Origin of the sequence: Streptomyces sp. A1277 (assembly GCF_004795015.1) — a bacterium.
GTDB lineage: Bacteria > Actinomycetota > Actinomycetes > Streptomycetales > Streptomycetaceae > Streptomyces.
On sequence record NZ_SSBI01000014.1, the window covers coordinates 80,538 to 107,497 of the forward strand.

The 26,960-nt window shown below is 72.2% G+C and carries 27 protein-coding genes and 1 pseudogene; 17 read left to right on the forward strand and 11 right to left on the reverse strand.

The genetic code is table 11. The features are described from left to right. Positions 1–95: 95 nt before the first annotated feature. From E6R18_RS12130 to E6R18_RS12140, 3 genes are read left to right on the forward strand one after another with little or no spacing between them, the layout of a single operon-like run. Complete coding sequence (locus E6R18_RS12130; protein ID WP_136316895.1) at positions 96–1,109, forward strand: sugar ABC transporter permease; 1,014 nt, start codon at positions 96–98, stop codon at positions 1,107–1,109. After that, positions 1,106–1,969 (forward strand): carbohydrate ABC transporter permease, encoded by an 864-nt coding sequence (locus E6R18_RS12135; RefSeq protein ID WP_136316896.1) that lies wholly within the window; start codon positions 1,106–1,108, stop codon positions 1,967–1,969. The genes E6R18_RS12130 and E6R18_RS12135 overlap by 4 nt, the downstream gene beginning before the upstream one ends. A gap of 9 nt (positions 1,970–1,978) precedes the next feature. Beyond that, positions 1,979–3,514, forward strand: a complete 1,536-nt coding sequence (locus tag E6R18_RS12140) for a glycoside hydrolase family 3 protein (protein WP_136316897.1) — start codon at positions 1,979–1,981, stop codon at positions 3,512–3,514. A gap of 116 nt (positions 3,515–3,630) precedes the next feature. Here E6R18_RS12140 and nagB read toward each other — a convergent pair whose 3' ends face one another. Next, positions 3,631–4,416 carry a glucosamine-6-phosphate deaminase gene (gene nagB / locus E6R18_RS12145; protein WP_136316898.1) on the reverse strand — a complete coding sequence of 262 codons (786 nt, stop codon included), beginning with the start codon at positions 4,414–4,416 and terminating at the stop codon, positions 3,631–3,633. A 220-nt stretch (positions 4,417–4,636) separates the two neighbouring features. On the opposite strand from nagB, the gene E6R18_RS12150 reads away from it, so the two are divergent. Together E6R18_RS12150 and E6R18_RS12155 are read left to right on the forward strand one after the other, a co-directional pair. Then, positions 4,637–5,710, forward strand: coding sequence for an SIS domain-containing protein (locus tag E6R18_RS12150; protein ID WP_136316899.1), 1,074 nt, complete (start codon positions 4,637–4,639; stop codon positions 5,708–5,710). A gap of 372 nt (positions 5,711–6,082) precedes the next feature. Next, positions 6,083–7,549, forward strand: a complete 1,467-nt coding sequence (locus tag E6R18_RS12155; protein ID WP_136316943.1) for a PAS domain-containing sensor histidine kinase — start codon at positions 6,083–6,085, stop codon at positions 7,547–7,549. Positions 7,550–7,711: 162 nt separating this feature from the next. Here E6R18_RS12155 and E6R18_RS12160 read toward each other — a convergent pair whose 3' ends face one another. Both E6R18_RS12160 and E6R18_RS12165 read right to left on the reverse strand, forming a co-directional pair. Further along, entirely contained in the window at positions 7,712–7,969 is a 258-nt protein-coding gene (locus E6R18_RS12160) for a WhiB family transcriptional regulator (protein ID WP_003953983.1), read from the reverse strand. A 319-nt stretch (positions 7,970–8,288) separates the two neighbouring features. Next, positions 8,289–9,257, reverse strand: a complete 969-nt coding sequence (locus E6R18_RS12165) for a diacylglycerol kinase family protein (RefSeq protein WP_136316900.1) — start codon at positions 9,255–9,257, stop codon at positions 8,289–8,291. Between the two features lie 234 nt (positions 9,258–9,491). Between E6R18_RS12165 and E6R18_RS12170 the strand changes: the two genes are divergently transcribed. Beyond that, complete coding sequence (locus tag E6R18_RS12170) at positions 9,492–9,884, forward strand: hypothetical protein (protein ID WP_136316944.1); 393 nt, start codon at positions 9,492–9,494, stop codon at positions 9,882–9,884. A 58-nt stretch (positions 9,885–9,942) separates the two neighbouring features. On the opposite strand, the gene E6R18_RS12175 is transcribed toward E6R18_RS12170, so the two are convergent. The 3 genes from E6R18_RS12175 to E6R18_RS12185 all read right to left on the reverse strand — a co-directional run bounded on the left by E6R18_RS12175 (position 9,943) and on the right by E6R18_RS12185 (position 11,825). Then, the gene (locus tag E6R18_RS12175; RefSeq protein ID WP_136316945.1) at positions 9,943–10,896 is read right to left on the reverse strand and encodes an RNA polymerase sigma factor SigF; all 954 of its coding nucleotides are present in this window, start codon (positions 10,894–10,896) and stop codon (positions 9,943–9,945) included. A gap of 23 nt (positions 10,897–10,919) precedes the next feature. Continuing rightward, entirely contained in the window at positions 10,920–11,333 is a 414-nt protein-coding gene (locus tag E6R18_RS12180) for an anti-sigma regulatory factor (protein ID WP_018105584.1), read from the reverse strand. Between the two features lie 231 nt (positions 11,334–11,564). Next, on the reverse strand, positions 11,565–11,825 hold the full coding sequence (locus E6R18_RS12185) for a UBP-type zinc finger domain-containing protein (protein ID WP_136316901.1): 261 nt from the start codon (positions 11,823–11,825) through the stop codon (positions 11,565–11,567). 35 nt (positions 11,826–11,860) lie between these two features. On the opposite strand from E6R18_RS12185, the gene E6R18_RS12190 reads away from it, so the two are divergent. Next, positions 11,861–13,462 carry a Na+/H+ antiporter gene (locus E6R18_RS12190; RefSeq protein WP_136316902.1) on the forward strand — a complete coding sequence of 534 codons (1,602 nt, stop codon included), beginning with the start codon at positions 11,861–11,863 and terminating at the stop codon, positions 13,460–13,462. Here E6R18_RS12190 and E6R18_RS12195 read toward each other — a convergent pair. The 4 genes from E6R18_RS12195 to E6R18_RS12210 form a co-directional block, all read right to left on the reverse strand. Then, complete coding sequence (locus E6R18_RS12195) at positions 13,438–14,388, reverse strand: pyridoxal-phosphate dependent enzyme (protein ID WP_136316903.1); 951 nt, start codon at positions 14,386–14,388, stop codon at positions 13,438–13,440. The genes E6R18_RS12190 and E6R18_RS12195 overlap by 25 nt on opposite strands. Before the next feature lie 53 nt (positions 14,389–14,441). Beyond that, a complete protein-coding gene (locus E6R18_RS12200) occupies positions 14,442–15,035 on the reverse strand; it encodes an N-acetylmuramoyl-L-alanine amidase (protein ID WP_136316904.1) in 594 nt (197 codons plus the stop codon). Positions 15,036–15,184: 149 nt separating this feature from the next. Next, entirely contained in the window at positions 15,185–16,378 is a 1,194-nt protein-coding gene (locus E6R18_RS12205) for a globin domain-containing protein (protein WP_136316905.1), read from the reverse strand. Between the two features lie 91 nt (positions 16,379–16,469). After that, complete coding sequence (locus tag E6R18_RS12210) at positions 16,470–16,946, reverse strand: Rrf2 family transcriptional regulator (protein ID WP_136316906.1); 477 nt, start codon at positions 16,944–16,946, stop codon at positions 16,470–16,472. 180 nt (positions 16,947–17,126) lie between these two features. On the opposite strand from E6R18_RS12210, the gene E6R18_RS12215 reads away from it, so the two are divergent. The 5 genes from E6R18_RS12215 (at position 17,127) to E6R18_RS12235 (ending at position 21,922) form a co-directional block, all read left to right on the forward strand. Further along, positions 17,127–18,533, forward strand: coding sequence for a family 2B encapsulin nanocompartment shell protein (locus E6R18_RS12215; RefSeq protein WP_136316907.1), 1,407 nt, complete (start codon positions 17,127–17,129; stop codon positions 18,531–18,533). A gap of 135 nt (positions 18,534–18,668) precedes the next feature. Next, positions 18,669–19,712 (forward strand): family 2 encapsulin nanocompartment cargo protein polyprenyl transferase, encoded by a 1,044-nt coding sequence (locus tag E6R18_RS12220; protein ID WP_136316908.1) that lies wholly within the window; start codon positions 18,669–18,671, stop codon positions 19,710–19,712. 95 nt (positions 19,713–19,807) lie between these two features. Continuing rightward, on the forward strand, positions 19,808–20,488 hold the full coding sequence (locus E6R18_RS12225; RefSeq protein WP_136316909.1) for a DUF6304 family protein: 681 nt from the start codon (positions 19,808–19,810) through the stop codon (positions 20,486–20,488). 88 nt (positions 20,489–20,576) lie between these two features. Further along, a complete protein-coding gene (locus tag E6R18_RS12230; protein WP_136316910.1) occupies positions 20,577–21,560 on the forward strand; it encodes a DUF1648 domain-containing protein in 984 nt (327 codons plus the stop codon). Between the two features lie 2 nt (positions 21,561–21,562). Then, positions 21,563–21,922 carry a GntR family transcriptional regulator gene (locus tag E6R18_RS12235; RefSeq protein WP_136316911.1) on the forward strand — a complete coding sequence of 120 codons (360 nt, stop codon included), beginning with the start codon at positions 21,563–21,565 and terminating at the stop codon, positions 21,920–21,922. 72 nt (positions 21,923–21,994) lie between these two features. On the opposite strand, the gene snpA is transcribed toward E6R18_RS12235, so the two are convergent. After that, a complete protein-coding gene (gene snpA, locus E6R18_RS12240) occupies positions 21,995–22,654 on the reverse strand; it encodes a snapalysin (protein ID WP_240799703.1) in 660 nt (219 codons plus the stop codon). Between the two features lie 257 nt (positions 22,655–22,911). On the opposite strand from snpA, the gene E6R18_RS12245 reads away from it, so the two are divergent. The 5 genes and pseudogenes from E6R18_RS12245 to E6R18_RS12265 all read left to right on the forward strand — a co-directional run bounded on the left by E6R18_RS12245 (position 22,912) and on the right by E6R18_RS12265 (position 26,954). Beyond that, a complete protein-coding gene (locus tag E6R18_RS12245) occupies positions 22,912–23,955 on the forward strand; it encodes a LysR family transcriptional regulator (protein WP_240799704.1) in 1,044 nt (347 codons plus the stop codon). Positions 23,956–23,963: 8 nt separating this feature from the next. Continuing rightward, complete coding sequence (locus E6R18_RS12250; RefSeq protein ID WP_136316948.1) at positions 23,964–24,965, forward strand: NAD-dependent epimerase/dehydratase family protein; 1,002 nt, start codon at positions 23,964–23,966, stop codon at positions 24,963–24,965. Positions 24,966–25,038: 73 nt separating this feature from the next. Then, the gene (locus tag E6R18_RS12255; protein WP_136316912.1) at positions 25,039–25,392 is read left to right on the forward strand and encodes a DUF952 domain-containing protein; all 354 of its coding nucleotides are present in this window, start codon (positions 25,039–25,041) and stop codon (positions 25,390–25,392) included. Further along, the gene (locus E6R18_RS12260) at positions 25,389–26,324 is read left to right on the forward strand and encodes an SDR family oxidoreductase (RefSeq protein ID WP_136316913.1); all 936 of its coding nucleotides are present in this window, start codon (positions 25,389–25,391) and stop codon (positions 26,322–26,324) included. The genes E6R18_RS12255 and E6R18_RS12260 overlap by 4 nt, the downstream gene beginning before the upstream one ends. Before the next feature lie 5 nt (positions 26,325–26,329). After that, positions 26,330–26,954 (forward strand): annotated as a pseudogene (locus E6R18_RS12265) (amino acid transporter). Positions 26,955–26,960: the final 6 nt, after the last annotated feature.

Here is a 26,960-nt window from a genome sequence, read left to right on the forward strand (position 1 = left end):
GGCGGGGCCCGGCACTGTGCCGGGCCCCCGCTCCTTTACCAGCAACGCCGTGATTTCCGGGGGCTGCCTCGGACCCGCGATGGAAGGTCAGCCACGTGACTGCCGCCGATACCAAGGCCGCCGGGCCACCGGTCCCCGTACCACGTGATCCCAAATCGGCCGTGAGCCCGCTGCCCATCGAGGGCGGCAAGGGCCCCCGTGCACCGAAGAGGAAGCGGAAGAAGGGTGAACTCCTCCCCTACTTCCTGATCCTCCCGGCGATCGTGGCGATCGCCGCCGTCTACCTCTACCCGCTCGCCAAGACCGTCATCATGTCCTTCCAGGACATGGGCCGGCGCGAGCTGTGGACCGGTGATCCCGCACCCTGGGTCGGCTTCGACCAGTTCACCAACATCCTCGGTGACTCCGAGTTCTGGTGGGTGACCTTCCGCACCGTCGTCTTCATGGCCGTCTGCGTGACGCTCACCATGGGCATCGGTCTGCTGATCTCCCTGCTGATGCGCCGGCTGTCCAACTGGGTGCGGCTCATCCTGACCTTCTGCCTCATCGCCGCCTGGGCGATGCCGCTGATGGTCGCCGCCTCTATCTTCCGGTTCATGGCCGACTCCGACTACGGCCTCATCAACACCCTCATCGCGAAGGTCGTCGGCGACGACTGGCTCGGCCACAACTGGTACCTGGAACCGATCCAGGGCTTCGCGATCATCACCCTGCTGGTGGTCTGGGGCGCCATCCCCTTCGTCGTCGTCACCCTGTACGCGGCCCTCACCCAGGTCCCCCAGGAACTGGAGGAGGCCGCCTCCCTCGACGGCGCCACCGGCTTCGGCATCTTCCGCTACGTGACCTGGCCGGTCATCAAGCCGGTGTTCAGCATGGTCTCCACGCTGTCGGTGATCTGGGACTTCAACGTCTTCGGCCAGATCTGGCTGCTGCGCGGCAGTAAGCCCGAGCCGGAGTACGAGACCCTCGGCCTCTACTCCTACTCCAAGGCGTTCGAGTCCACCTCCTTCAGCCAGGGCACCGCGATCGCCCTGATCACGGTGATCCTGCTGTCCGCCGTGGCCGTGTACTACCTGCGCCAGCTCATGAAGACGGGAGAGGTCGAATGAGCACCACGACCGACACACCACAGGTCCTGCGCCCGGACCGCAAGAAGTCCCGGGTCGGCCTGAACATCCTCGGCCTCGGCATCGCCCTGGTCATGTTCTTCCCGGTCTACTGGCTGATCATCAGCGCCCTGCGGCCCAGCCGCGAGATCCGCTCCTACGACCAGACGCTGTGGCCCTCGTCGATCACCTTCGACAACTTCTCCCGGGCCATGAACCAGCCGAACTTCGGCACCGCGGTCCAGTCCAGCCTGATCGTCTCCATCACCGCCGTCGTCGGCGGCATGATCATCGCCACCCTGGCGGCCCTCGCCATCGGCAGGTTCCGCTTCTTCGGCCGCAAGCCCCTGGTCCTCATCCTCATCCTGGTCCAGATGCTGCCCCCGACGGCGATGCTCATCCCGATCTACGCCCAGCTCAACGCCATGGGCGGCATCGACGAGTACTGGAGCCTCATCGTCGTCTACCTGGTCTCCACGCTGCCGTTCGCGACGATCATGATCCGCGGCTTCGTGGTGAACATCCCGGTGGAGCTGGAGGAGTCCGCCATGGTGGACGGCTGCACCCGCTTCGGCGCCTTCCGCCGGGTGATCCTGCCGCTGCTCGCCCCGGGCCTCGCCGCCGCGTCGATCTTCGCGCTGGTCAACGCGTGGAACGAGTACCTCTTCGCCTACATCCTGATCAACGACAACTCCAAGTACACGCTCAACGTGTGGCTGATGACGTTCACCAGTGAGCGCGGTACGGACTACGGTGCCCTCATGGCGGCCTCGACCATGATCGCCCTTCCGGTCGTCATCTTCTTCATGTTCGTGCAGAAGAAGATGGCCGCGGGCCTCACCTCCGGCGCCGTGAAGGGATAACGCCGCCCCATGACCACCCTCATATCCACCACGGACACCGTCACCCGCGACGCGCTGGCCGTCCTGCAGCCCGGCTTCACCGGCACCACCGCGCCGGAATGGCTGCTGCGCCGGGTCGGCGAAGGGCTCTCCTCCGTCGGCCTGTTCGGCCGCAACATCAAGACGCCCGAGCAGCTCGCCGCGCTCACCGCCCAGCTGAGGGCCGAGCGCGACGACGTGCTCGTCGCGATCGACGAGGAGGGCGGCGACGTCACCCGGCTGGAGGTGCGGCATGGCTCTTCCTTCCCCGGCAACCTGGCGCTCGGCGCGGTCGACGACACCGAGCTGACCCGGGCCGTCGCCCGCGAGCTGGGCCGCCGGCTCGCCGAGTGCGGGGTCAACCTCAACTGGGCCCCGTCCGCGGACGTCAACTCCAACCCGGGCAACCCGGTCATCGGCGTCCGCTCCTTCGGCGCCGACCCCCACCTGGTCGCCCGGCACACCGCGGCGTACGTGGAGGGCCTTCAGGCCGCCGGCGTCGCCGCCTGCACCAAGCACTTCCCGGGACACGGCGACACCGCGGTCGACTCGCACCACGCGCTGCCGCGCATCGACGTGGACCTGGAGACGCTGCACGCCCGGGAACTGGTGCCGTTCCGGGCCGCCATCGAGGCCGGCTCCAAGTCGGTGATGAGCGCGCACATCCTGCTGCCCGCACTCGACCCGCACCGCCCGGCGACGCTCAGCCCGCAGATCCTCACCGGTCTGCTGCGCGAGGAGCTGGGGTACGAGGGCCTCATCGTCACCGACGCCGTGGAGATGCAGGCCATCGCCTCGACGTACGGGATCGAGCGCGGCTCGGTGCTCGCCGTCGCGGCCGGTGCCGACGCGCTGTGCGTCGGCGGCGGGCTCGACGACGACAGCACCGTGCTGCGGCTGCGGGACGCGCTGGTCGCCGCGGTGCGCTCCGGTGAACTCCCCGAGGAGCGGCTCGCCGATGCCGCTGCCCGGGTACGGGCCCTCGCGTCCTGGACGCGGGAGGCCAGGGGGGCTGTCCGGGCGCCGGGCGCGGCAGTGCAGGAGGGGACCGCGCCCGGCACCGCGCAGAACCCGGGCACCGCCTCGGACATCGGCCTGGTCGCGGCCCGCCGCGCGGTGAAGGTCACCGGCACCGCGCAGGCGCTCACCGGCCCGGCCTACGTGGCCGCCTTCACCCCGGTCGCGAACATCGCGGTCGGCGACGAGACCCCGTGGGGCCTCGCGGCCGAGCTGACCCGGCTGGTGCCGGGCACCGCGACCGACACGTACGACAGCGAGTCCGAGGCCCCGGCCGAGGCCGCGCTGCGGGCGGCGGGGGAGCGGCGCATCGTCGCCGTGGTCCGCGACGCGCACCGCCACGCGTGGATGACCGAGGCCCTGGACGCGCTGCTCGCGGCGCGCCCGGACACGGTCGTGGTCGAGATGGGCGTACCCCAGGCCGAGCCCCGGGGAGCCCTGCACATCGCCACACACGGCGCCGCCAGGGTCTGCGGCCAGGCGGCGGCGGAGATCATCGCCGCGCGGTAGGCCGCATCAAGCCGGTCCGGCGATTGAGGACAGAGCGTCCAGCCGGAGGCACCCGCACGAACGAGAGGGCCGGGACACCACGAAGGTGTCCCGGCCCTCTCGCGTGACGCGAAGGTCTACAGCCCCTGCCACGCCGGCTTCGCCGCGAACGTGGCGCGGAAGTAGTCGGCCAGCTTCAGCTTCGACGCGGCGGCCTCGTCGACCACCACCGTCGCGTGCGGGTGCAGCTGGAGCGCCGAGGCGGGCACGATCGAGGCCACCGGCCCCTCGACCGTCGCCGCCACCGCGTCCGCCTTGCCCTCGCCCGTCGCGAGCAGGATCGGGTGGCGGGCCTCCAGGATCGTGCCGATGCCCTGGGTGATGACGTGGTGCGGCACCTGGTCGATGTCGTCGTCGAAGAAGCGCGCGTTGTCGACCCGGGTCTGCTCGGTGAGCGTCTTGATCCGGGTACGGGAGGCGAGCGAGGAGCACGGCTCGTTGAAGCCGATGTGCCCGTCGGTGCCGATGCCGAGCAGCTGGAGGTCCACCCCGCCGGCCTCGGCGAGCGCCTTGTCGTACGCCTCGCAGGCCGCCTGGACGTCCTCGGCGGAGCCGTCGGGGCCCATGAACGAGGACTCGGAGAGACCGAGCGGTTCGACCACCTCGCGCAGCACCACGGAGCGGTAGGACTCCGGGTGGCCCGCCGGCAGCCCCACGTACTCGTCGAGCTGGCAGATGCGGGCGCGCGAGGCGTCCACGGCACCGGAGCGGACCTTCTCCGCGAGGGCCTGGTAGATGGGCAGCGGGGTAGAGCCGGTGGCAACGCCGAGAAGGGCGTCGGGCTTGCGGCTCAGCAGGGCGCCGATGGCCCCCGCGATCAGTTCGCCGCCTGCCTTGGCGTCCGGGACGATGACAACTTCCACGCGGGGCCTGCCGATCCGATTGAAGACTGAAGGTATGTGGTATAGACCAATCAACCGCCTAATCTAGCAGACCCCGCCCGCCGTGACACGGCCCGTACCGCCCCTCGGACGAACGGCCCGCTCCCCGGGCGCCATACCCCCGGCCGCCGCCCGCTGGCGGCCCCCCGGAGCCCCGTGTTCAACTTGTCCGACGCATCGCGACACCCGGGAGGCACCGAACATGTCCGCCACGTACCCGGCCGACGACGACGGCGAACGGCCCGGCCGCATCATGTCCGGCGAGATGGCCGAGCAGCCCGCGGTGCTCCGGCGCATCCTCGAACGCGGCGCGCCCGCCGTCCGGGAGACCGCCGAGCGGATCGCGGCCAGGAAGCCGCGCTTCGTCCTGCTCACCGCCCGCGGCACTTCCGACAACGCCGCGCTCTACGCCAAGTACCTGCTGGAGATCACGATGGGTCTGCCCTGCGGGCTGGCCTCGATGTCCACCACCACCGCGTACGGCGCGAAGCCCGACCTGCGCGACGTCCTCGTCATCACCGTCAGCCAGTCCGGCGGCTCGCCCGACCTGGTGGCCTCGACCCGGGCGGCCCGCGAGGCGGGCGCGGTGACGCTGGCCGTGACCAACAACCCGGACTCGCCCCTCGCGGCCGTCTCCGAGTACCACATCGACATCCTGGCCGGGCCGGAGAAGGCGCTGCCCGCCACCAAGACGTACACCGCGTCCCTGCTCTCGCTGTACCTGTTCGTGGAGGGGCTGCGCGGCGGCGACGGCGCGGCGGCCGGCGTCCTGCCCGGCCTCGCCGAGGAGGTGCTGGCCCGCAAGGACGAGGTGAAGGCCCTGGCCTCGCGCTACCGGTTCGCCGAGCGGATGGTCATCACCTCGCGCGGCTACGGCTATCCCACGGCCAAGGAAGCCGCCCTGAAGCTCATGGAGACGAGCTACATCCCCGCTCTGTCCTACTCCGGCGCCGACCTGCTGCACGGCCCGCTCGCCATGGTCGACAACATCTCGCCGGTGATCGCCGTGGTGACCGACGGCCGGGGCGGCGAGGCCCTCCAGCCCGTCCTGGACCGGCTGCGCGGCCGGGGCGCCGACCTCTTCGTCGTCGGCCCCAGGGCCCAGGTGGACGCGGCCTCCGCGGGGTTCGTGCTGCCGACGGCCGGGGTGGCGGAGGAGGTCCAGCCGGTCCTGGAGATCCTGCCGCTCCAGATGCTGGCCTACGAGGTGACGATCGCCCGGGGCCAGGACCCGGACGCGCCGCGCGCGCTCGCGAAGGTCACCGAGACCCGCTGAACCGGGCCCGCCGGGCGCGAAGGCCCCGGAAACACCCGCGGGCCGCGGCGCCGGGCCGGGACCCTCAGCCCGACCAGCACCGCAGCCCGGAGTAGGGCCGCCCTCGCGGGCGGCCGGCTCGGCCGGCGGTGTGCGGTGCCCCCGGCCGGGGGGAGGCACCGGCGCAGTCAGGGCAGAGAGCGCGGTACCTCGATCCGCTCTCCTGTGCGGGGAGAGCGGAGGCTCTTACATCAAGCATTGTGGACTAGACCATTAGTCCCTGTCCATCCGTGGGCCGTGCCAATGTCAGGGCCCACTCCGCCGCACGTACGGGCGCGGCTTCCGGTTCGGACCCGGCGCACATCCACGGGTACGCTCGCACACGTGCCCTCCATGAACGACCTCGTACGCCAGCACACCGCCCTCAGCGACACCGACCTCGAGTGGCTCCACCTGCTGGTCTCGGAGTGGCAGTTGCTCTCCGACCTCTCCTTCGCCGACCTCGTCCTGTGGGTCCCCACCCGCGACGGCACCCGCTATGTGTCCGTCGCCCAGATGCGGCCCAACACCGGCCCCACCTCCTACCAGGACGACATGGTCGGCCACCTGGTGCCGCGCGGCCGCCGCCCGCTGCTGGACGCGGCCCTGGACGAGGGCCGCATCGTGCGCGAGGGCGACCCGGAGTGGCGCGAGGAGGTCCCCGTACGGGTGGAGTCGATCCCCGTACGCAGGGAAGGCCGGGTCCTCGGTGTCATCGCCCGCAACACCAACCTCCTCACCGTCCGCACCCCGTCCCGGCTGGAGCTCACCTACCTCCAGTCCGCCTCCGACCTGGCCCAGATGATCGCCGCCGGGTCCTTCCCCTTCCCCGGCCAGCAGGTCGACATGGACGCCTCCCCGCGCGTCGGCGACGGCCTCGTCCGGCTCGACGCCGACGGGGTCGTCCAGTACGCCAGCCCCAACGGCCTCTCCGCCTACCACCGGCTCGGCCTCGCCTCCGACCTGGTCGGCCACCACCTCGGCCAGATCACCGCCGAACTCGCGCCCTCCCGGGGCCCGGTGGACGAGGCCCTGGTCAAACTCGCCAGCGGGTACGCGCCCCGTGAGTTCGAGGTGGAGTGCGCGGGCGGGGTGATCCAGCTCCGGGCGATCCCGCTTAAGCCCAAGGGGGTCCGCATCGGGTCCCTGGTCCTGCTGCGCGACGTGACCGAACTGCGCCGCCGCGAACGCGAGTTGATCACCAAGGACGCCACCATCCGGGAGATCCACCACCGGGTGAAGAACAACCTCCAGACCGTTGCCGCCCTGTTGCGGCTCCAGGCCCGCCGGATGGACTCCCCGCAGGGCCGCGAGGCGCTCAACGAGGCGGTGCGGCGCGTCGGTTCGATCGCCATCGTGCACGAGACGCTGTCCCAGAATCTGGACGAGCGGGTGGAGTTCGACGACATCGCGGACCGGGTGATCGCGATGGTCGCCGAGATCTCCCCGGGCAAGGTCATCTGCCGCCGCACCGGACGCTTCGGCATCCTCGACGCCGAGGTGGCCACCCCGCTGGCGATGGTCCTCACCGAAGTCCTGCAGAACGCCCTGGAGCACGCGTTCGGCGTCGCCGAGTCCGGCACGGTCGAGGTCTCCGCGGTCCGGGGCGGCTCGCCCACCGAGGGGCGGCTGCTCATCACCGTCCAGGACGACGGCTGCGGTCTGCCCGAGGGTTTCGATCCGCAGCGGGCCGGCAATCTGGGCCTCCAGATCGTGCGGACGCTGGTGGAGGGCGAGTTGGGCGGCTCGTTCGGCATGGTCCCGGCGCCGGAGCGCGGTACGCAGGTGGTCCTCGACATCCCGGTGCGCGCCGACAAGTAACCCGTCCCCGCGCACAGCAGAGAGCCCGGACCGTCGGTGAACGGTCCGGGCTCTCTGGTCAAGCATGCGCTTCGGGGGTACTGCGCGCTGCGACTCGGGGGGCGGGGTGGTACGTACGCGCTGTACGCGCCGCCTGGCTGAGGTTCGTAGCGGTGGCGTCGGTCAGGCGCTGGCGTTGCGCGCCCGGTTGCGAGCGGCGCGGCGCTTCATTGCGCGGCGCTCGTCCTCGCTGAGGCCACCCCAGACGCCGGAGTCCTGGCCGGACTCGAGCGCCCACTGCAGGCACTGCTCCATGACGGGGCAGCGACGGCAGACGGCCTTGGCTTCCTCGATCTGCAGCAGCGCAGGACCGGTGTTGCCGATGGGGAAGAACAGCTCCGGGTCTTCCTCACGACAAACGGCGTTGTGACGCCAGTCCATGGCTGCTACCTCTCCTTGGTATTACGTACTGTGGCTTGTGAATGTGAACGCTTTCACGAATCCCCCCGCAGGTGTCGGGCCGTCGCCCAGATGAACTGGTAGCGGTCCTGTGAAGTGAGGAGGGGTTCTGGCTTTCAGTGGAGGCCGTTGTTGCGGGCCGTCCCGATCGCCATGTAGAGATTCGCAAACCTCGGCTGCGGATACAACCCCTTCAGGAAAGTTTTTTTTGATTCCTCGGTGTCGGCTAGGTCACAGCCGTACTTCTAGAGGGTGGAAGCCAGTCCAAACGTTCGAGTTAAAGGACTTTGGTCCCTTCCACTCACACAATCACACGCAGTGCACGGCGTACGCCTGTGAACGTCACACTCGTACGCACCCCGAGGTGGTCACCGTCCATCTGGAAGGGCAGTGGAACCTTTGAATGCAAGGTGAAGTCCGTGAGGTCGTGCCGTGAAACCGCGTGCTTGCCGCGAGGGCCCTTCTCGGGGCTCGACGTGAGCAGCTGGGTGGCGTAGCGGCTGACCGCCGCCGTGGACAGTTTCCGCAGGCCCAGCACGTCCAGGGCGGTGTCGAAGGATGCCTTCGGGGCCGCGTATATCGGCCGGTTCCCCAGGTACGTCCAGGGGGCCGTGTTGCAGATTATGGAAAGCGCGAGATCGGTGACCGGATCCTGACCGGGCACATCGAGCGTTATCACGCCGTGCCGCCGGTGCGGCTCGTCCAGGAACTGCCGGACCACCTGGCGCACGTACAGCGCATGGGTCGAACGCTTGCCGCGCTCGCGGTGCTGCTCGACCCGGCCGATCACCCCGGCGTCGAACCCGAGGCCGGCGCAGAAGGTGAACCAGCGCTCCGGCACCGATTCGTCCTCCGTGCCCCGCGTACCGGCCGCGAGGCCCAGGCCCACCGTGCGCTCCGTCCGGTTCGCCAGGGCGTCCAGGATGGCGCCGGTCGCCTCCACCGCGTCGTTGGGCAGCCCGAGGGCGCGCGCGAAGACGTTGGTGGAGCCGCCGGGCACCACGGCCAGCTTGGGCAGGCGGTCGAGGTCCGGGCCCCGGTGCAGCAGCCCGTTCACGACCTCGTTGACCGTGCCGTCGCCGCCGAGCGCCACCACGAGATCGATGTCGTCGCTGTCGGCGGCCCGCCGCCCCAGGTCGCGGGCGTGCCCCCGGTACTCGGTGGTGACGGCCTCCAGCTTCATCTCACTGGCCAGCGCGTGGATCAGTACGTCACGGGTCCGCGCGCTGGTGGTGGTGGCAGCTGGGTTGACCACAAGAAGTGCGCGCATGACTGCCAGCCTACCTACCGCGGGGTATGGGCCTGAAGTCCTGCCCGTCGGCCTTCACGCTCGGTGACGGTACGGGAGCGGGCGGCGGCGCACCGCCGCCGTGCGGGTGGCACGGCGACCCCCGGCTTTCCATTCCCGGGGCCGGGATGCCAACCTGCAAGGGTGAGTACTCAGCAGAACGCGCCCTCGCCGACCCCCTCGGCCGAGCCGGTGAAGCCGGCCAGGATCACGCTGGTGGCCGGACTCAACGCCCTCGAAGGCGCGGCCCTCGTCATCGGCGGGATCTACATGCTGGTGATGGGGCTGCTCGGCCGCCCCGACAGCCCGGAGCAGGCCGAGATGGGCGGGCTGACGGTGATCGCGCTGGGGCTGATCCCGCTCTTCGCCGCGCGCGGACTGCTGCGGCGGCGCAGCTGGAGCCGGGGTCCCGCGCTCATCACGCAGATCATCGCGCTGCCGGTGGCCTGGACGCTGCTGCGGTCCCACGGCGTCCTGATCCCGGCCGGGATCGTCCTCGTGGCGGCGGCGCTGACCGCGCTCTACCAGCTGGTCAGGCCCGCCACCATCGAGGCCCTCGGCATCCGCAGGCCGGGCACGGCGCCCGACGCGGACAGCACCGAAGCCTGACGCGCGCGAGGCCGCCGGCACGCCCCGGCGGCCTCGGTGAGCCGGTGAGTGGCGCCGCTCACTCCTCCACGAGCAGCCGCTCGCGCAGCTGCGCCAGCGTGCGGGCCAGCAGCCGCGAGACGTGCATCTGCGAGATGCCGACCTCCTGCGCGATCTGCGACTGGGTCATGTTGCCGAAGAACCGGAGCAGCAGAATCCGCTTCTCTCGCGGCGGCAGGTCCTCCAGCAGCGGCTTCAGCGACTCCCGGTACTCGACGCCCTCCAGCGCCTCGTCCTCGGAGCCGAGGGTGTCCGCGACGGCGGGGGACTCGTCGTCCGTGTCCGGTACGTCCAGCGAGAGCGTGCTGTACGCGTTGGCCGATTCCAGACCCTCCAGCACCTCCTCCTCGGAGATCCCCAGCCGCTCCGCCAGTTCGTGCACGGTGGGCGAGCGGCCGTGCTGCTGGGAGAGCTCAGCGGTGGCCGTGGTCAGCGAGAGCCGCAGCTCCTGGAGCCGGCGCGGCACCCGCACCGCCCAGCCCTTGTCGCGGAAGTGGCGCTTGATCTCCCCGACGACGGTGGGCGTCGCATACGTGGAGAACTCGACGCCCCGCTCCGGGTCGAACCGGTCGACGGACTTGATCAGCCCGATCGTGGCGACCTGGGTGAGATCGTCCAGCGGCTCCCCGCGATTGCGGAAGCGGCGGGCCAGATGCTCCACCAGCGGCAGGTGCATCCGCACCAGCCGGTTGCGCAGCTCAGCCCTCTCCGGCGAGCCGTCGGGGAGCCCGCCCAGCTCGATGAACAACGCCCGCGCCCCGCTGCGGTCGTTTGGATCGTGGTGCCCGTGCTCGCTCATCTGGCCTGCCCGCTCCGCCTGCGACTGCTCCACCGCGACCGTAGTGCCGGCGGACCGGTCCGCCCCGTCCACCGCACGGGGCAGGTCCGCCCCGTCCACCGGATGAGGCAGGGCCTGCTGTTCCGGGATGCCTGCCGCACGCACCACCCCCGGTCGGATCGTCTCGTCCCGCACAGGACCGTCCCCGTTCCCGTTGCTCACGCCGGCCCGGGTCCCGCGCCGCGCTGCTTGTACAGGCTGATGCTGACCGTACGGTCGTCGGCGACCGAGGAGTCGACCTTCCCGGCCAGGGCGGAGAGCACCGTCCAGGCGAAGGTGTCGCGCTCCGGGGCGCGGCCGTCGGTGGTCGGGGCCGCGACCGTCACCTCGAGTGAATCGTCGATGAGACGGAACACGCAGCTGAGGACGGAGCCGGGCACGGCCTGCTGGAGCAGGATCGCGCACGCCTCGTCGACGGCGATGCGAAGGTCCTCGATCTCGTCGAGCGTGAAGTCCAAGCGTGCTGCGAGACCGGCCGTGGCCGTACGCAGCACCGACAGGTAGGCACCCGCAGCGGGCAGCCGGACCTCTACGAAGTCCTGATTCCCGGGCTCGCCTGCGATCTGGGACACCCTCACCTCCAAGGTGGCACAAACTCATTCGAGGTTCCGGGAAGAGCGCCCGGAGCCATGCGGTACGTCTTCGGTTCCAGTCCCGGCGACGCTATCGCCATCCATGATGCCGTGTCGCCGGAGCCCCCTCCCGCGGCTGTCACTCATGGTAGGCCCATGGGTACACACAGTGGCTAGGGGGCTGCGCCGGTCAATTGCGAACGACGGGCGCCGGTTTGACGTACCCAGACGTCAGACGATCGAACCGTCCACGAAGCACCAACGCCAGTTCTCGCCGGCCTCGAAGCTCCGCATCACCGGGTGGCCGGTCTCCCGGAAGTGCCCCGTGGCGTGCCGCCCGGGCGAGGAATCACAGCAGCCGACATGGCCGCAGCTCAGGCACAGTCGCAGTTGCACGGGGTTGGTGCCCGCCGCCCGGCACTCGGCACAGGTCTCGCTCAGGGGCGCGGGCTCGGGGCGCGGCAGGTCCGGTACATGCGGGCACACACTCATGATGGCCAGGTTACGACGGATGCGAGGACCGTGAGATGGACGCGTTGCCCCTGGTGGCACTGGTCGCGGCCAGCGCGGCGACGGCGGGGCTCGCCCGCCGCACGCCGTTGCCGGCCCCTCTTCTGCTGGTGGCCGTGGGGCTGATCGGCTCGTACGTGCCGGGGGTGCCGACGTACACCCTGGACGCGCACATCGTGCTCCCGCTGCTGCTGCCGCCCCTGCTCTACACCGCCGCCGTGGACAGCTCCTACCTCGACCTGCGGGCCAATCTGCGGCCCGTCGCCCTGCTGTCGGTCGGGTACGTGCTGTTCGCGACCGTCGCGGTGGGCTGGCTGGCCTACCGGCTGGTGCCCGACCTGCCGCTCACCGCCGCCCTGGTGCTCGGTGCCGTGATCGCCCCGCCGGACGCCGTCACGGCCGCGGCCATCGCCCGCCGGGCCGGGCTGCCCGCGCGCGTCACGACGATCCTCCAGGGCGAGTCCCTGGTGAACGACGCCACCGCGATCACCGCCTACAAGGTGGCGCTCGCCGCCGCCGTGGGCGAGGGCGTCAGCTGGGGCGGCGGGGTGCGCGAATTCCTCCTCGCCTCGGTCGGCGGCGTCGGGGTCGGCCTCCTGCTCATGGTGCCGCTGCACTGGCTGCGCACCCACCTGCGGGAGCCGCTGCTCCAGAACACCCTCTCGCTCCTGATCCCGTTCGTGGCGTACGCGGCGGCCGAGCGCGTGCACGCCTCCGGGGTGCTCGCCGTGGTCGTCGTCGCGCTGTACCTGGGCCACCGCTCCTGGCAGGTCGACTTCGCCACCCGGCTCCAGGAGGCCGCCGTCTGGAAGATGGTCGCCTTCGTCCTGGAGTCCGTCGTGTTCGCCCTGATCGGCCTGCAACTGCCGTTCGTCCTGAAGGGGCTCGGCACCTACTCCGTGACGGAGGCGTTCGGGTACGCGGCGCTGGTCTTCCTCGCCGTGGTCGCGGTGCGCTTCGTCTGGGTCTACCCGGCGACCTACCTGCCCCGGTGGCTGTCGCGGCGCATCAGGGAACGGGAGCCGGGAACGGACTGGACCTCGCCGCTGATCGTGGGCTGGGCCGGGATGCGCGGAGTCGTCTCGCTCGCCATCGCCTTCTCGATCCCGCCGGTCACGTCCGACGGGGCGGCCTTCCCGGCCCGCAACCTAGTCCTGTTCCTGACGTTCACCACCGTCATCGGCACGCTCGTCGTCCAGGGGCTCACGCTGCCGCTCCTGGTACGCGCACTGAAGCTCCCCGGCCGCGACCGGCAGGCCGAGACCCTCGCCGAGGCGCAGGCCCAGAGCGAGGCGTCCACGGCCGCCGAGGCCCGCCTGGAGGACCTGCTCACCGACGAGCGCAACTCCCTGCCCCAGCCGCTCACCGACCGGCTGCGCACCGTCCTGGAGCGCCGCCGCAACGCCGTGTGGGAGCGGCTGGGCGCGGGCAATCCGGTCACCGGCGAGTCCGCGGACGACACCTACCGGCGGCTGGCCGGCGAGATGATCGAGGCCGAGCGCGAGGTCTTCGTACGGCTGCGGGACGAGCGCAGGATCGACGACGAGATGATGCGGACCCTGCTGCGCCGCCTCGATCTGGAGGAGGCGGCGGCCTACCGGGAGGACGCGGACGGCTGACCGCCGGCGCCGGGCTCCGGACGGCCGGTGATCACGGCCGCGACGGTGCTCCCGGCGGGGAACGCGCTCTCGCCGGCCAGCACCGTGAGCGCGTGCAGCATTTTGGCCACATACAGTCGCTCGACGGGCAGCCCGTGGCGGTCCTCGAAGTCCTGTGCGAATGCGTGCAGGGCGGGTGTCGTACGGGCGTAGCCGCCGAAGTGGAAGCGCTCGTCCAGCCACCAGTGACCGGCCGGCCCGCCGAACGCCTCCTGCTGCAACTCGCGTACCGCGTCGCCGAGGAAGCCGCCGCGCAGGACCGGTACGCCGAGGGCGCGCTGCCCCGGTGCGAGTCCGGCGGCCAGCCCGGCCAGGGTGCCGCCGGTGCCGCAGGCCACCGCCGCCACGTCGGCCACGCCCCGCAGCTCGCGCCCGAGCGCGGCGCAGCCCCGGGCCGCGAGGGCGTTGCTGCCGCCCTCCGGGACGACCTCGCACTCCCCGTGAATGTTTCGCAGCTCGGCCAGGACCGCCGGATCGGCCTTGGCGCGGTAGGTGCGACGGTCCACGAAGTGCAGCCGCATGCCGTCGGCCGCGCACCGGGCGAGCGAGGGGTTCAGCGGGCGGTGGGCCAGCTCGTCGCCCCGGACGACCCCGATCGTGCGGAAGCCCAGCAGCCGGCCCGCGGCGGCCGTGGCCCGCAGGTGGTTGGAGTAGGCGCCGCCGAAGGTCAGCACGGGGCGCCCGGCGGCGGCCGCCAGGTTGGGGGCGAGTTTGCGCCATTTGTTGCCCGACAGGTCCGGGTGGATCAGATCGTCGCGCTTGAGCAGCAGCGTCACGCCGTACCGGGCGAAGCGCTCGTCCTCCACCGGCTGCACGGGCGACGGAAGCGCCGGCCGCAGCCGGGAGGGGCCGGGCAGGTCGGGAGGCGGGGCGGGCGCGTCGGGCATGCCCCCATTGTGGGCGTACGCCCGCGGCGCCCGGTCCCGCCTCGGGTGCCTGCCTACTTGAGGCGGTCGTGGATGCGGTCGCGCATGTCCGCCATCGTGAAGCCGCGCGGGTCCACCTTGCCGGGCTGCCATTCGAGGTGCCCGATGACCGAGCGGGCACCCCAGTCGTGGTGCCGGCAGATGGCCGCCGCGACCTTCTCGATGGCTTCGAGCTGGGCGTCGGGCCAGGGGTCCTTGCCGTCGCCGAGGTTCTCGCACTCGAACCCGTAGAAGTGCCGGTTGCCGTCGGTGTCGGCCTCGTTGTCGTGGGGCAGGCGCTTCTTCTCCGCGACGACGGCCCGCAGGACGTCGTCGTCGCCCATACCCGCGTGGTTGGTCCGTCCGTAGCCGACCAGGTGGACCCGGCCGTCCTTGGCGATGACGCCGTGGCACAGCGGCCCCGGCAGGTCGGGGTGGCCGTCGCGGCACATCCGTACGGTGGCGTCGGTTCCCTTGGTGGCGGAGTGATGGATCATCACCCCGTTGACCGGGCCCCAGGCGCCCTTGTGGTTGCGGTTGTGGCCGCGCCAGTCGCCGACCTGGACGACGGTGAGGCCCTCGTTCTTCAGGGCGGCGAGGAAAGCGCTCGCGGACATCGGTGAGGACATGGCCGACTCCTTTTGGTGCGTGGGGGAGTGTGTCCTTGTACCGCTTCTACCCGGCGGGCAGGGCCCCGACCAGTCGCGGAGCGACTGCGGGGCCCTGTTCGGATGCTGTGCGAGCGGATCCGGTCAACTCGGCGAGCGACGTGCGGTACTCAGGAGGCGAGCCACAGGTCGGGGCCGAACACCTCGTAGTGGATGTCGGAGGCCGGGACGCCCTTGGCGAGCAGCTGGGTGCGCACCGACCGCATGAAGGGCAGCGGGCCGCAGAGGTAGGCGTGCGTGCCCGAGGCGACGGCCAGGCCGCTCAGGTCGACCAGGCCGGTCCGGTCGGCGGGGTGGCCGTCCGCCGGGTTCTCGTACCAGAAGTGGGCCGCCGCGTCGGGGAGCTTGCCGGTGAGCGCCACGTGGTCGGTGCGCAGCGCGTGGTCGGCGGGGGAGCGGTCGCCGTGCACCACGGTGACCGGGGCGCGGTGCCCGGACTCGGCGAGGTGCTCCAGCATCGACAGGATCGGGGTGCAGCCGATGCCCGCGGAGGCGAGCAGCAGCGGGGCGTCGTCGGCGGTGAGCACGAGGTCGCCGTACGGGGCGGAGACGCGGAGCCGGTCACCGGCGCGGACGTGGGCGTGCAGGTGCCGCGAGACCTCGCCGTCCGGGGCGCCGCCGCCGTGCACCCGCTTGACCGTGATCGAGCGGAGCGCCGAGCCGGGGGCGCAGGAGAGGCTGTACTGGCGGATCTGGCGGGCGCCGTCGGGGAGTTCGACCTGTACGGAGACGTACTGGCCGGGGCGGAAGGCGGGGGCCGGCGAGCCGTCGGCCGGGCGGAGGCGGAACCGGGCGACGTCCTCGGTCTCCTCGCTGCGCGAGACGACCTCCCACTCGCGCCAGACGTCACCGGCGACGACGCCCTGCTGCGCGTACAGCCGCTCCTCGATGGCGATCAGGGCGTTGGCCATCAGCCAGTAGACCTCGTCCCAGGCGGCGGCGACCTCGGGGGTCACCGCCTCGCCCAGGACCTCGGCTATCGCGGCGAAGAGGTGGGTGTGGACGACGTCGTACTGGGCCGGGGTGACGCCGAGCGATGCGTGCTTGTGCGCGATGCGGCTGAGCATCACGTCCGGGCGGGTGTCGGGCTGCTCGACCAGCTGGGTCGCGAACGCGGCGATGGAGCCCGCGAGCGCCTGGCGCTGGGCGCCGGATGCCTGGTTGCCGCGGTTGAACAGGTCGCGCAGCAGCTCCGGGTGGGCGTCGAACAGCTTGCGGTAGAAGAGATCGGCGATGTCCCCGATCGCCGCGCCGACGGCGGGGAGGGTGGCACGGACGGTGGCGGTCGACGACTCGGAGAGCATCGGTGACTCCTCGGATTTTAATTGGCATTTGAGATGCGCATTTATGAGCAGTGTAGGACCGGGCTCGAAGCCCGGTGCGACGGGGGTGGGTTCAGGGGGTGGGTCCGCCGCCGGCGACCCGGCCGGCGGGCGGGGGGCCGCTGCTGATGCCGATCAGGAGGGGCCCGGTGGGGGTGGCGACGAGTTCGGCGATGGTGAGCGGGTCGAGCGAGGCGTAGAAGGCTTCCTCGGCCTGGCGCAGGGCGCCGCGCAGCCGGCAGGCCGACCGCAGTGGGCACGGGGTGCCCCCCTCGCAGTCGACGACGTCGCCGGGGCCCTCCAGCTCGCGCACGAGGCCGCCCACCGAGGCGGACCGGCCGGCCCCGGTGAGGATGAGGCCGCCACCGCGCCCGCGCCGCGCCTCGACCAGGCCGAGGTGCTGGAGGCGGGCCACGACCTTGGCGGCGTGCGAGTACGGCACCTGCATCGTCGCCGCCACCTCGCGGGTGGTCGGCGGATCCTCGTGCTCCACGACGGCGAGGCGCATCAGTACGCGCAGCGCCACGTCCGTGAATCTCGTCAGCCGCATGACGGCGAGGCTAGGTTAATTTGCATTCAAGATACAAATTATGGATCGGGCGGGGTATCGCGCAGCGTTGTGCCCAGCCCAAAGGCCGATTAGTCACACTCTTTTGTGTAATGGCGTGCCGCGTCCTCGTGCTGGAAGTCTTCTTCTCGCAGGTCAGCCGATAGATCGAGAGGACGACAGATGTCCGTTGGTGAAGAGGTTCAGAGCGCGCAGGTGCCGCCGCAGCAGAGTCTCGGCACGGCGGCCGCGCGGAACCTCGCGACGACCACCAAGTCCGCTCCGCAGATGCAGGAGATCACCTCACGGTGGCTGCTGAAGATGCTTCCGTGGGTCCAGGTGCAGGGCGGTACGTACCGGGTCAACCGCCGGCTGAGCTACTCGGTCGGGGACGGCCGCGTGACGTTCGTGCAGACCGGGGACCGGGTGGCGGTCATCCCGGCCGAGCTCGGTGAGCTCCCCGCCCTGAGGGACTTCGGGGACGAGGAGGCCCTCGCCGAGCTCGCCCGGAGGTGTGAGCAGAGCGACATCCCCGCCGGACAGCTCCTGGCCACGGCGGGCGAGGAGGCGGACCGGGTCTTCCTGCTGGCGCACGGCAAGGTCGAGAAGGTCGGCACCGGGCCCTACGGGGACGAGACGGTGCTCGGCGTCCACGCGGACGGGGCCTACTTCGGGGACCACTCCCTCATCGAGGGCGACGCCGTCTGGGAGTACACGGCCCGCGCCGTCACCGCGTGCACGGTGCTGACGCTCAGGCGGGCCGATGTGCTCAACCTCGCCGAGCGGTCCGAGCCGCTGCGCGACCACCTCGCCGGGCTGCTGGCCCTCCCGCAGCAGCGCACCAACAAGTACGGCGAGGCGGCGATCGACCTGTCCGCGGGCCACGTCGGCGAGGCCGTCGTCCCGCACACGTACGTGGACTACGACGCGGCGCCCCGCGAGTACGAACTGAGCGTCGCCCAGACCGTCCTGAAGGTCCACAGCCGTGTGGCCGACCTCTACAACCAGCCGATGAACCAGACCGAGCAGCAGTTGCGGCTCACGGTCGAGGCGCTGCGCGAGCGCCAGGAACACGAGCTGATCAACAACCGCGAGTTCGGGCTGCTCAACAACTGCGACTACGGCCAGCGGCTCCAGCCGCACGACGGGGTGCCCAGCCCCGACGACATGGACGAACTGCTCTCGCGCCGCCGCGGCTCCAAGCTCTTCCTCGCCCACCCGCGCGCCATCGCCGCCTTCGGCCGCGAGTGCAACAAGCGCGGACTGGTGCCGGAGAGCGTCGACATCGGCGGACACCACGTGCCGGCCTGGCGCGGGGTGCCGATCTTCCCCTCGAACAAGATCCCGATCAGCGACGCCCGCACCACGTCGATCATCTGCATGAGGACCGGCGAGGCCGAGCAGGGCGTCATCGGCCTCCAGCAGACGGGCATCCCGGACGAGATCGAGCCCAGCCTCTCGGTCCGCTTCATGGGCATCGACGAACAGGCGATCATCTCCTACCTCGTGACGGCCTACTACTCGGCGGCGATCCTCGTCCCGGACGCCCTCGGTGTCCTGGAGAACGTCGAGGTCAGCCGCTGGCGGTGAGCTCAGGCGCCCGGACCTCCGCGGGGGTCCGGGCCCCGGCCCGCAGCGCGCAACCACAGCAACCACCCACGTCCCCGGCCCCCGGCGCGACAGCGGCCGAGGCGGGACGGCAACGACAGGGGTGACCGATTGACCATGACCCGAACAGACGCCGCGACCGAGGGCAACGAGGCCGCGGCGCTGCTGGAGTACACCCGTACCCTCGTCGACCCCCACCTGCGCGCCGCCATCGCCTCCCTGCCCGGATCGCTCCGGCGGGTCGCGATGTACCACTTCGGCTGGCAGCACGCCGACGGCAGCCCGGCGGCCGGCGGCGCGGGCAAGGCGATCAGACCGGCGCTCGTCCTGGCGGCCACCCGCGCGCTGGGCGGCGACCCCGAACAAGCGGTACGGGCGGCCGTCGCCGTGGAGCTGGTCCACAACTTCACCCTGCTCCACGACGACGTCATCGACGAGGACCACACCCGCCGCCACCGGCCCACCGCCTGGACGGTGTTCGGGGTCGCGGACGCCGTCATCGCGGGCGACGCGATGCTGGCCCTCGCCCAGCGGCTGCTGGCCGAGGACGACCGAGCGGTCTCGCCCCGCGCCTCCGCCAGACTCTCGACGTGCGTCATCGAGCTCTGCGCGGGCCAGCAGGCCGACTGCGCCTTCGAGGAGCGTGATCCGGAGCAGGTCTCGCTGGACGAGTGCCTCACCATGGCCACGGCGAAGACGGGCGCGCTGCTCGGCTGCGCCTGTGCGCTGGGCGCGCTCTACGCGGGCGCCGACGAACGGGCCGTCGGGGCCATGGACGGCTTCGGCCGGGAGGCCGGGCTCGCCTTCCAGCTGATCGACGACCTGATCGGCATCTGGGGGGACCCGGCGCAGACCGGGAAGCCGGTCGGCGCGGATCTCAGCGCCCACAAGAAGTCGCTGCCGGTGGTGGCCGCGCTCACCGCGGGCGGCCCGGCCGCGGCGGAGCTCGCCGCTCTGTACCGGGGCGCGATGAACACCCGCGCCGAGGTGGTCCGGGCCTCGGAGGCGGTGGACCGGGCCGGCGGCCGGGACTGGGCGCAGAGCTGTGCCGGGGACCGGATGGCGCGCGCCGTGCACCACCTGTCCCGGGCGGTCCCGGACCTGTCGGCGGCGGGCGATCTGCTCGCATTGGCGGAGTTCGTCACGCGCCGCACGCACTGACAAGTCCCCAGGTGGGAGGAGGTGTTGGAGGGGAGCACCGGCCAAGTGGAGGGCGGTAGGGGGGTTGTCGGAGGCGGGAGCTACAGTCCCTGCTCATGACAGATGAGTCGTGGGCAGGGTGGTACCGGGACCGGCAGGGCTCCGACGCCGTCGTCCTCACCACGGACGGGCAGCAACTCCGCCTGCGCGTGCGGGGTGTGGACTTCGAGGGCGGCAGCTTCGACGCCCTGCGTCCGGTGGTGGCCGGGCCGGCGGAGGGTGGGCTGTTCGCGCTGACGGACGGCGTGCTGGGCGACTGCGTCCTGGAGTGGGATCTGCCGTTCCCCGTCATGGCGGAGGGGGCGGAGCGGCAGGCGACCCTCAGCTGCCTGCTCTCCCTGCGTAAACCGGACCCGTACCTCTACCTGGAACTCCGTTTCGGCGGGGCGGCCTTCGGCTCGCAGCGGGCGGAGAGCGACTTCGGGTCGGCGCTGGCGACGATCCAGCGGGAGCTGCCGCCCGGGGTCACCCTGCGGACCTGCATAGCCTGTGCCTTCTCCGACTACTTCCCGGCTCCCGACCCGGCGCCCGGACCTGGTCTCTCCGGCGGGCTCGCCTGCTTCCGGGGCGCCAAGGAGGAGTACCGGGGCACGGCCGGAGAGCAGGACGTGCTGGGACTGTGGGAGCGGCGGACCGGATTCGTCCAGGAGGTCTGGAGCTGCCGGGAGTTCGAGCCCCGGCCGACGGAAGGCGCCGGCACGGGCCACCGGGGAGCCTTCCCGCTCGAAACGGCCTGACCGCCTGACCGCCTGAAGTGTGCCCCGCGCACCGCACCATTGCCGCCACCTCCATTGTTCTACTACCATGCGAACAATGGAGGTTTTCATGAACCGGAAATCTGTCGCCCGCGCGTCGCTCGCCGCCCTGCCGTTCCTGCTCGCACTCGCCGTCTTCCTGCTGCTCTTCGCCGCCCGCCGCGACCGGCTGCCCGACCGGCTGGCCAGCCACTTCGTGGGCAGCGGCCGGGCCGACGACTACGCCGGCCAGACCTCGTACCTCGTCGTCGCCACCCTCGTCCTGCTCGGCACCGGCCTCCTGTGGACGGTGATGGCGTGGACCGGAAAGTACACCGGCCGGGCGTATCGCACGACGATCGCCTTCGGGTACGCCGTCGCCGGCTTCCTCGGCTACCTCCTGACGGTCACGCTGCTCATCAACGTGGACGCGCCCGAGGACGCGCAGGGCCGGGGGCAGGACGTCTCCTTCCCCCTGTGGCACCTGGCCGCGGCCCTCGGTGTGGGCGCCGCCGCCTACGGCCTCGGACACCTGGCGGCCGCGCTGGGCCCCGCCCCCGAGCCGGTCGAGGGCGACGGTCCGGCCGGAAAGGGCGAGCGGATCGCGCTGCGCACCGGAGAGGTCGCCGGGTGGGCCCGCAGCGCCGGGACCTGGTGGCTGCCGCTCGCCGCGCTCCTCGTCCTCGGCGGCGGCGTCCTCCTCCTGTTCACTGCGTCCTGGCCCACCGCCCTGCCGGCCCTCGTCGTCGGGCTCCTGATAGCGACCTTCGCCCGCCCCTACGTCACCGTGGACCGGCGCGGGATCACCGTCTCCGGGCTGCTGCCCTGGCCGCGCGTCCGGGTCCCGCTGGACCGGATCGAGGCCGCGTCCAGCCGTGACATCAGTCCGCTCACCGAGTTCGGCGGCTGGGGATACCGCATCCGGCCCGGGCGCACCGGTGTCATGATTCGCTCCGGTGAGGGCATCGTGGCGCGGCTGGCGGGCGGCCGGGACTTCGCGGTGACCGTGGACGACTCGGCGACGGGTGCCGCGCTCCTCAACACCCTGATCGACCAGCGCCGAACGGACCACTGACCATGCTCTTCCGGGTCGACCCGACCTCCACCGTGCCGCTCGGCGACCAGATCGCGGCCTGTGTGCGCCGCGCCGTGGCCGACGGCGCGGCGGCCCCCGGCGAACGGCTGCCCGCCGCCCGGGTCCTGGCCGAATCGCTCGGCGTCAACGTGCACACGGTGCTGCGCGGCTACCAGCGGCTGCGCGAAGAGGGCCTGATCGAACTGCGCCGGGGCCGGGGCGCCGCCATCGCGGACGGCGCCTCCCCGCACCGCGCCCGCCTCCTCGAACGGATCCGCGAGACGGTCGGCGAGGCCCGGGGCCTCGGCCTGACCAGCGACGAACTCCTCGCCCTGGTGCGTACCGAATACGGCACCGGCTGACGGCGTGCGTACCGCATACGGCGAAGGGCCGCCCCGTCCTGCGAGGCGGCCCGCCGGTTCGAGCGGTGCCGGTCAGGAACCGGCGTTGGTCAGCGCGGCCGCGAAGCCGTACTGCCACAGGTAGTTCACCTGGTTGCGCTCATTGGCGTTCGGGTACGGGTTGGTGCAGGACGTGCCGGGACCGCCGCCCGACATCAGCTCGCTGCACGGACCCGAGTAGTGGTCGGGCAGGCCGAGCACGTGCCCGGTCTCGTGGGCGGTGACCCGCGTCGAGTTGTACTGCCGGTTCTGCGCGTAGTCCAGGAAGACGTAGCCGCGACCGTGCCCGTCGGTGCTCGCGTACGAACCGCGGGAGTCGTTGCCCTCGTAGTACGTGAAGTCGGCGTTCGAGCCCTCCTGGAGCCGGACGTTGGAGACCGAGCTGTTCCAGATGGACGCGCTGTTGGCTATCTGGGTGCGGAAGCTCGGGGCGTTGGCGGCGTTGTACACGATGGTGACGGCCCGGAGGCCCGGGTTGGCGGCCCGCTTCTCGGCCACCGACTTCACGACCGCCTCGAAGAACGCCTTGTTGGCGGCGGCGCTCTCGTGCGAAGCGGAATCGGCGGTGTACGCCTGGTGCGGGGCCGGTGCGGCGGCCTCGGGAGCGGCGATCGCGGGGGCGGTGCCCAGCGCGGCGGCGAGCGAGAGGCCGAGTCCGAGCACGGCCGACATCACGGTCCTGGGGTGTCTCATGTGGGGGGTCTCCTACCAGTCACCTGTCAGAGGAACCCGTCCGATGATCGGACTCGGACGGGGGCGGTACGCAGCGAGTGTCGGGGAAGCGGAGCCCGCGCGGATGATGTCAGCCGGTGATAACGCGGCCCTATCACCCCCGTGCGGACATCCCGTGCACTCCTGCGGTCCACATGCCCAACGCCCGCTGAATCGCCCGCCTTTGACAGGGTTACGGCCCATGGTGCGGCCGGACCGGCCGCCCTAACCTCGGCAGCATGGAGCTTGAGGTGAGACACCTCAGGGCGCTGTGCGCCATCGCCGACGCCGGCAGCCTGCACCGGGCGGCCCGCACCCTCGGCGTGAGCCAGCCCGCGCTCACCACCCAGCTGCGGCGGATCGAGAACGCCCTCGGCGCCGAACTGTTCAGCCGCGGACGCACCGGCTGCCGCCCCACGCTCCTCGGCCGGGCCGTCCTCAGCCGTGCCCGCCCCCTCGTCGACGGCATGAGCGCCCTGGTCAGCGACGCGAAAGCGGAGGCCGCGGCCGCCGAGGGGCCCCGGCTGCGCATCGGCTGCACCGCCAGCAGGGTCATCGGCGGCTGGCTGCGCCGCCTGCGGCTCCGGCTGCCGGGGACGGACATCTCGCTCCGGGTGGACGTCTCCGCCCACGCCCTGCTCCGCGCCGTCGACGCCGGCCGGCTCGACGTCGCCTTCGTGCACGAGGTGGAGGGCTGCCCGCTCGCCGTCCCGGAGGGGCTGGAGCAGCGGGTCCTCGTGGACCGCGAACCGCAGTTCATCTCCCTGGCCCGCGACCACCCGGCCGCCGCGCTGCCCGTCGTCGACCTCGCGGACCTGGCCGCCGACCGGTGGATGGTCGACCCGACGGTGGACGGTGAATGGGACGGGCTGCGGCGGGTGTTCGCCGAGGCCGGTGTGGCGCCGGCCGTGCTGCACGGCGACTACCTCACCGCCGCCTCCCTCGTCGTCCTCGGCGAGGCGGTCGCCCCCTGCCAGCCGACCTCCGGCCCCCGCGACGACATGGCCATCCGTCCGCTGCGCGACGACCCCCTCGCCGTCCGGCTGCTCCTGGTCTCCCGGCCCGGCGCGGACACGACCGCGGTCTACGCGGAACTGGAGGCCGCCTACCGGGAGGCGGCCCGGCGGGTGGCCGGATACCACCAGTGGCTGCTGCGCCACCGCAGCCCGCTCGCCCTCCCGGACACCGGCGCGCCGCCCGAGGAGTTCCCGGTTCCGCCCGATTCAGCCGAGAGCGTGGACCGTTTCCCTTCGCCGCGCCCCAGGGCAGAGTCACTGTCATGAGGCTTCTGATCCTGGGCGGTACGCAGTTCGTCGGCCGGGCCGTCACCGAGGCGGCCCTCGCCCGCCGCTGGGACGTCACCGTCTTCCACCGCGGCCACCACGCGCCCCCGCCCGGCGTGGCCCAACTGATCGGTGACCGCACGGCCGAAGACGGCCTCGCCGCGCTCGCCGCCGCCGACGCGCCGGACGCCGACGGCCACACCTGGGACCTGGTCGTGGACACCTGGAGCGGCGCGCCCTCCGCGGTGCGCGACGCGGCCCGGCTGCTGTCCACGCGCGCCGCCCGGTACACCTACATATCCAGCCGCTCCGTCTACGACTACCCGACCCCGGCGGGCCTCACCGAGGACGGCCCGGTGGTGGCGGGCGCCTCGCCCGACGCCGGGGACGACCAGTCGTACGCCCTGGCCAAGCGCGGCGGCGAACTGGCCGCGCTGGACGCCTTCGGCGACCGCGCCCTGCTCGCCCGGGCCGGGCTGATCCTCGGCCCCTGGGAGAACATCGGCCGGCTGCCCTGGTGGCTGAACCGGATCGCGCGCGGCGGCCCGGTGCTCGCGCCCGGCACCCCGGACACCGACATCCAGTACATCGACGTGCGCGACCTCGCCGACTGGGTGCTCGACGCGGCGGAACGCGGGCTGCACGGCCCGTACAACCTGGCCAGCCGACCGGGGCACACCACCATGGGCGGCCTGCTCGACGCCTGCGTGCGCGCCACCGGTTCCGACGCGGGACTGCGCTGGACCCCGGCGGAGAAGATCCTCGCCGCGGGCGTCGAACCGTGGACGGACCTGCCGGTGTGGCTGCCGCCGGGGGAGCTGTACGACACCCTGCACCAGGGCGACGTCGGCCTCGCGTACGCGGCGGGGCTGCGCTGCCGCCCGGTCGAGGAGACCGTCGCCGACACCTGGACCTGGCTGCGCGGGCTGGGCGGTACGGCACCCCAGCGCCCCGACCGCCCCACCGTGGGCCTCGGCCCGGAGACGGAGGCGAAGCTGCTGGCGGAGTGAGGGGCGCGCCGACGCGGCGAGCGGTTATCCACAGGGTCCGGCCTGCGAACCGTCGCGGGGTTAGCCTCGGCCCATGGCCGAACTGCTGCACCTCACCGAAGGCCCGCTCTGGGAGGCGGCCCGCGGGATCGGGACGTACGAGATGTCCACCCGCGGCCGCACCCTGCACGAAGAGGGCTTCATCCACTGCTCGTTGCCCCACCAGCTCCCCGGTGTCGCCGAGATGCTCTACGGCGCCGGCAGCCGGGCCGGAGCCGCCGACCAGGACCTCGTGGTGCTCGTCATCGACACCGCGCGGCTCACCGCGCCCCTGCGGTACGAGGCCGCCGCACCCGGCGGCGAGGAGTTCCCGCACATCTACGGACCGCTCCCGGTCGACGCCGTCGTCGAGGTACGCCCCTGGCCGACCGAGGAGGTCACCGCATGAGCCCCACGACCGATCCCACGTCCCCGTCCGAGACCGTCACCGGCGGACCGGTCACCGCCGTCACCGGTGCGAGCGGCGCGCTCGGCGGCCGGGTCGCCGCCCGGCTGGCCCGGGCCGGCGTCCCCGTCCGGCTGCTCGGCCGCGCCCTCTCCCGGCTGCCCGATCTCCCCGGCGCCGACCCCGCGCCGCCCGCCTCCTACGGCGACGGCGAGGCCATGCGGCGCGCCCTGGCCGGGGCGCACACCTTGTTCCTCGTCTCGGCGCACGAGAGCCCCGACCGGGTCCGCGAGCACACCACGGCGGTGGACGCGGCGGTCGCGGCCGGCGTCGAACGGATCGTGTACGTCTCCTTCCTGGGCGCCGCCCCCGACGCCACGTTCACCTTCGCTCGCGACCACTGGCACACCGAGGCGCACATCCGGACCTCCGACGTCCGGTACACCTTCCTGCGCGACAGCTGGTATCTCGCCGGCCTTCCCGCCATGACCGGTGCCGACGGCGTGCTGCGCGGCCCCGCCGGGGACGGCCGGGTGGCGGCCGTGGCGCACGAGGACATCGCCGACGCGGCGACCGCCGTGCTCCTCGCGGACACCGACGCGACGGGCCCCTCGCACGACGGACGCACCTACGACCTGACCGGGCCCGAGGCGCTCACCCTCGCCGAGGCGGCCGAGGAACTGAGCCGGGTCACCGGACGGACCGTCACCTACGAGCCGGAGACCCGCGAGGAGGCGTACGCCTCACGGGCGGGGTACGGCGCGGCAGACTGGGAGGTGGCCGGCTGGGTCACCTCGTACGAGGCCATCGCGGCCGGGGAGATGGCCACCGTCTCGGACGCCGTGCCGACGCTGACCGGCCGCCCCGCCATGGACCTGGCCGGGTTTCTGCGCGCCCACCCCGACAGCTACCGCCACCTCCTGAAGCAGGACTGACCGCCATGCGGACGGAGACCCCCTGGGGCCCCTGGGACCCCCCGCCGCTCGACGGGGCCGTCCGCCTGCTCGCCCCGCTGCGCGCCCCGTGGTGGATCGCCGGCGGGTACGCGGTCGAGCTGGCGGTGGGCCGTCCCTTCCGGGAGCACGCCGACATCGACGTGCTCCTGCTGCGCCGCGACCAGCTGGAGGCGCAGCGCGTGCTGTCCGGCTGGGAGTGGTGGGCCGCCGATCCGCCGGGCACGCTGCGGCCCTGGCGTCCTGGCGAGATCCTGCCCGCCGGTGTCCACGACATCTGGTGCCGGCCGGGGGCGGACGAGCCGTGGCGCCTGCAGTTCATGCTGGCCGACACGGACGGCGAGGACTGGGTGTTCCGCCGCGACCCCCGGGTCCGCCTCCCCCCTGGAGCGGCTGGGCCGGCTCTCCGACGGGGGCGTCCCGTACCTCGCGCCCGAGGTCCAGCTCCTCTACAAGTCCAAGTCCCGCAGGGCCAAGGACGAGCAGGACTTCGAGGCGGCGCTGCCCGTCCTCGACGTCCACGGACGCGCCTGGCTGGCCGAGACGATCGCGCTGGTCGAGGGCGCCGACCACCCGTGGGCGGCCCGGTTGCGGGCGCTCCTGGCGGGCTGAGAACGG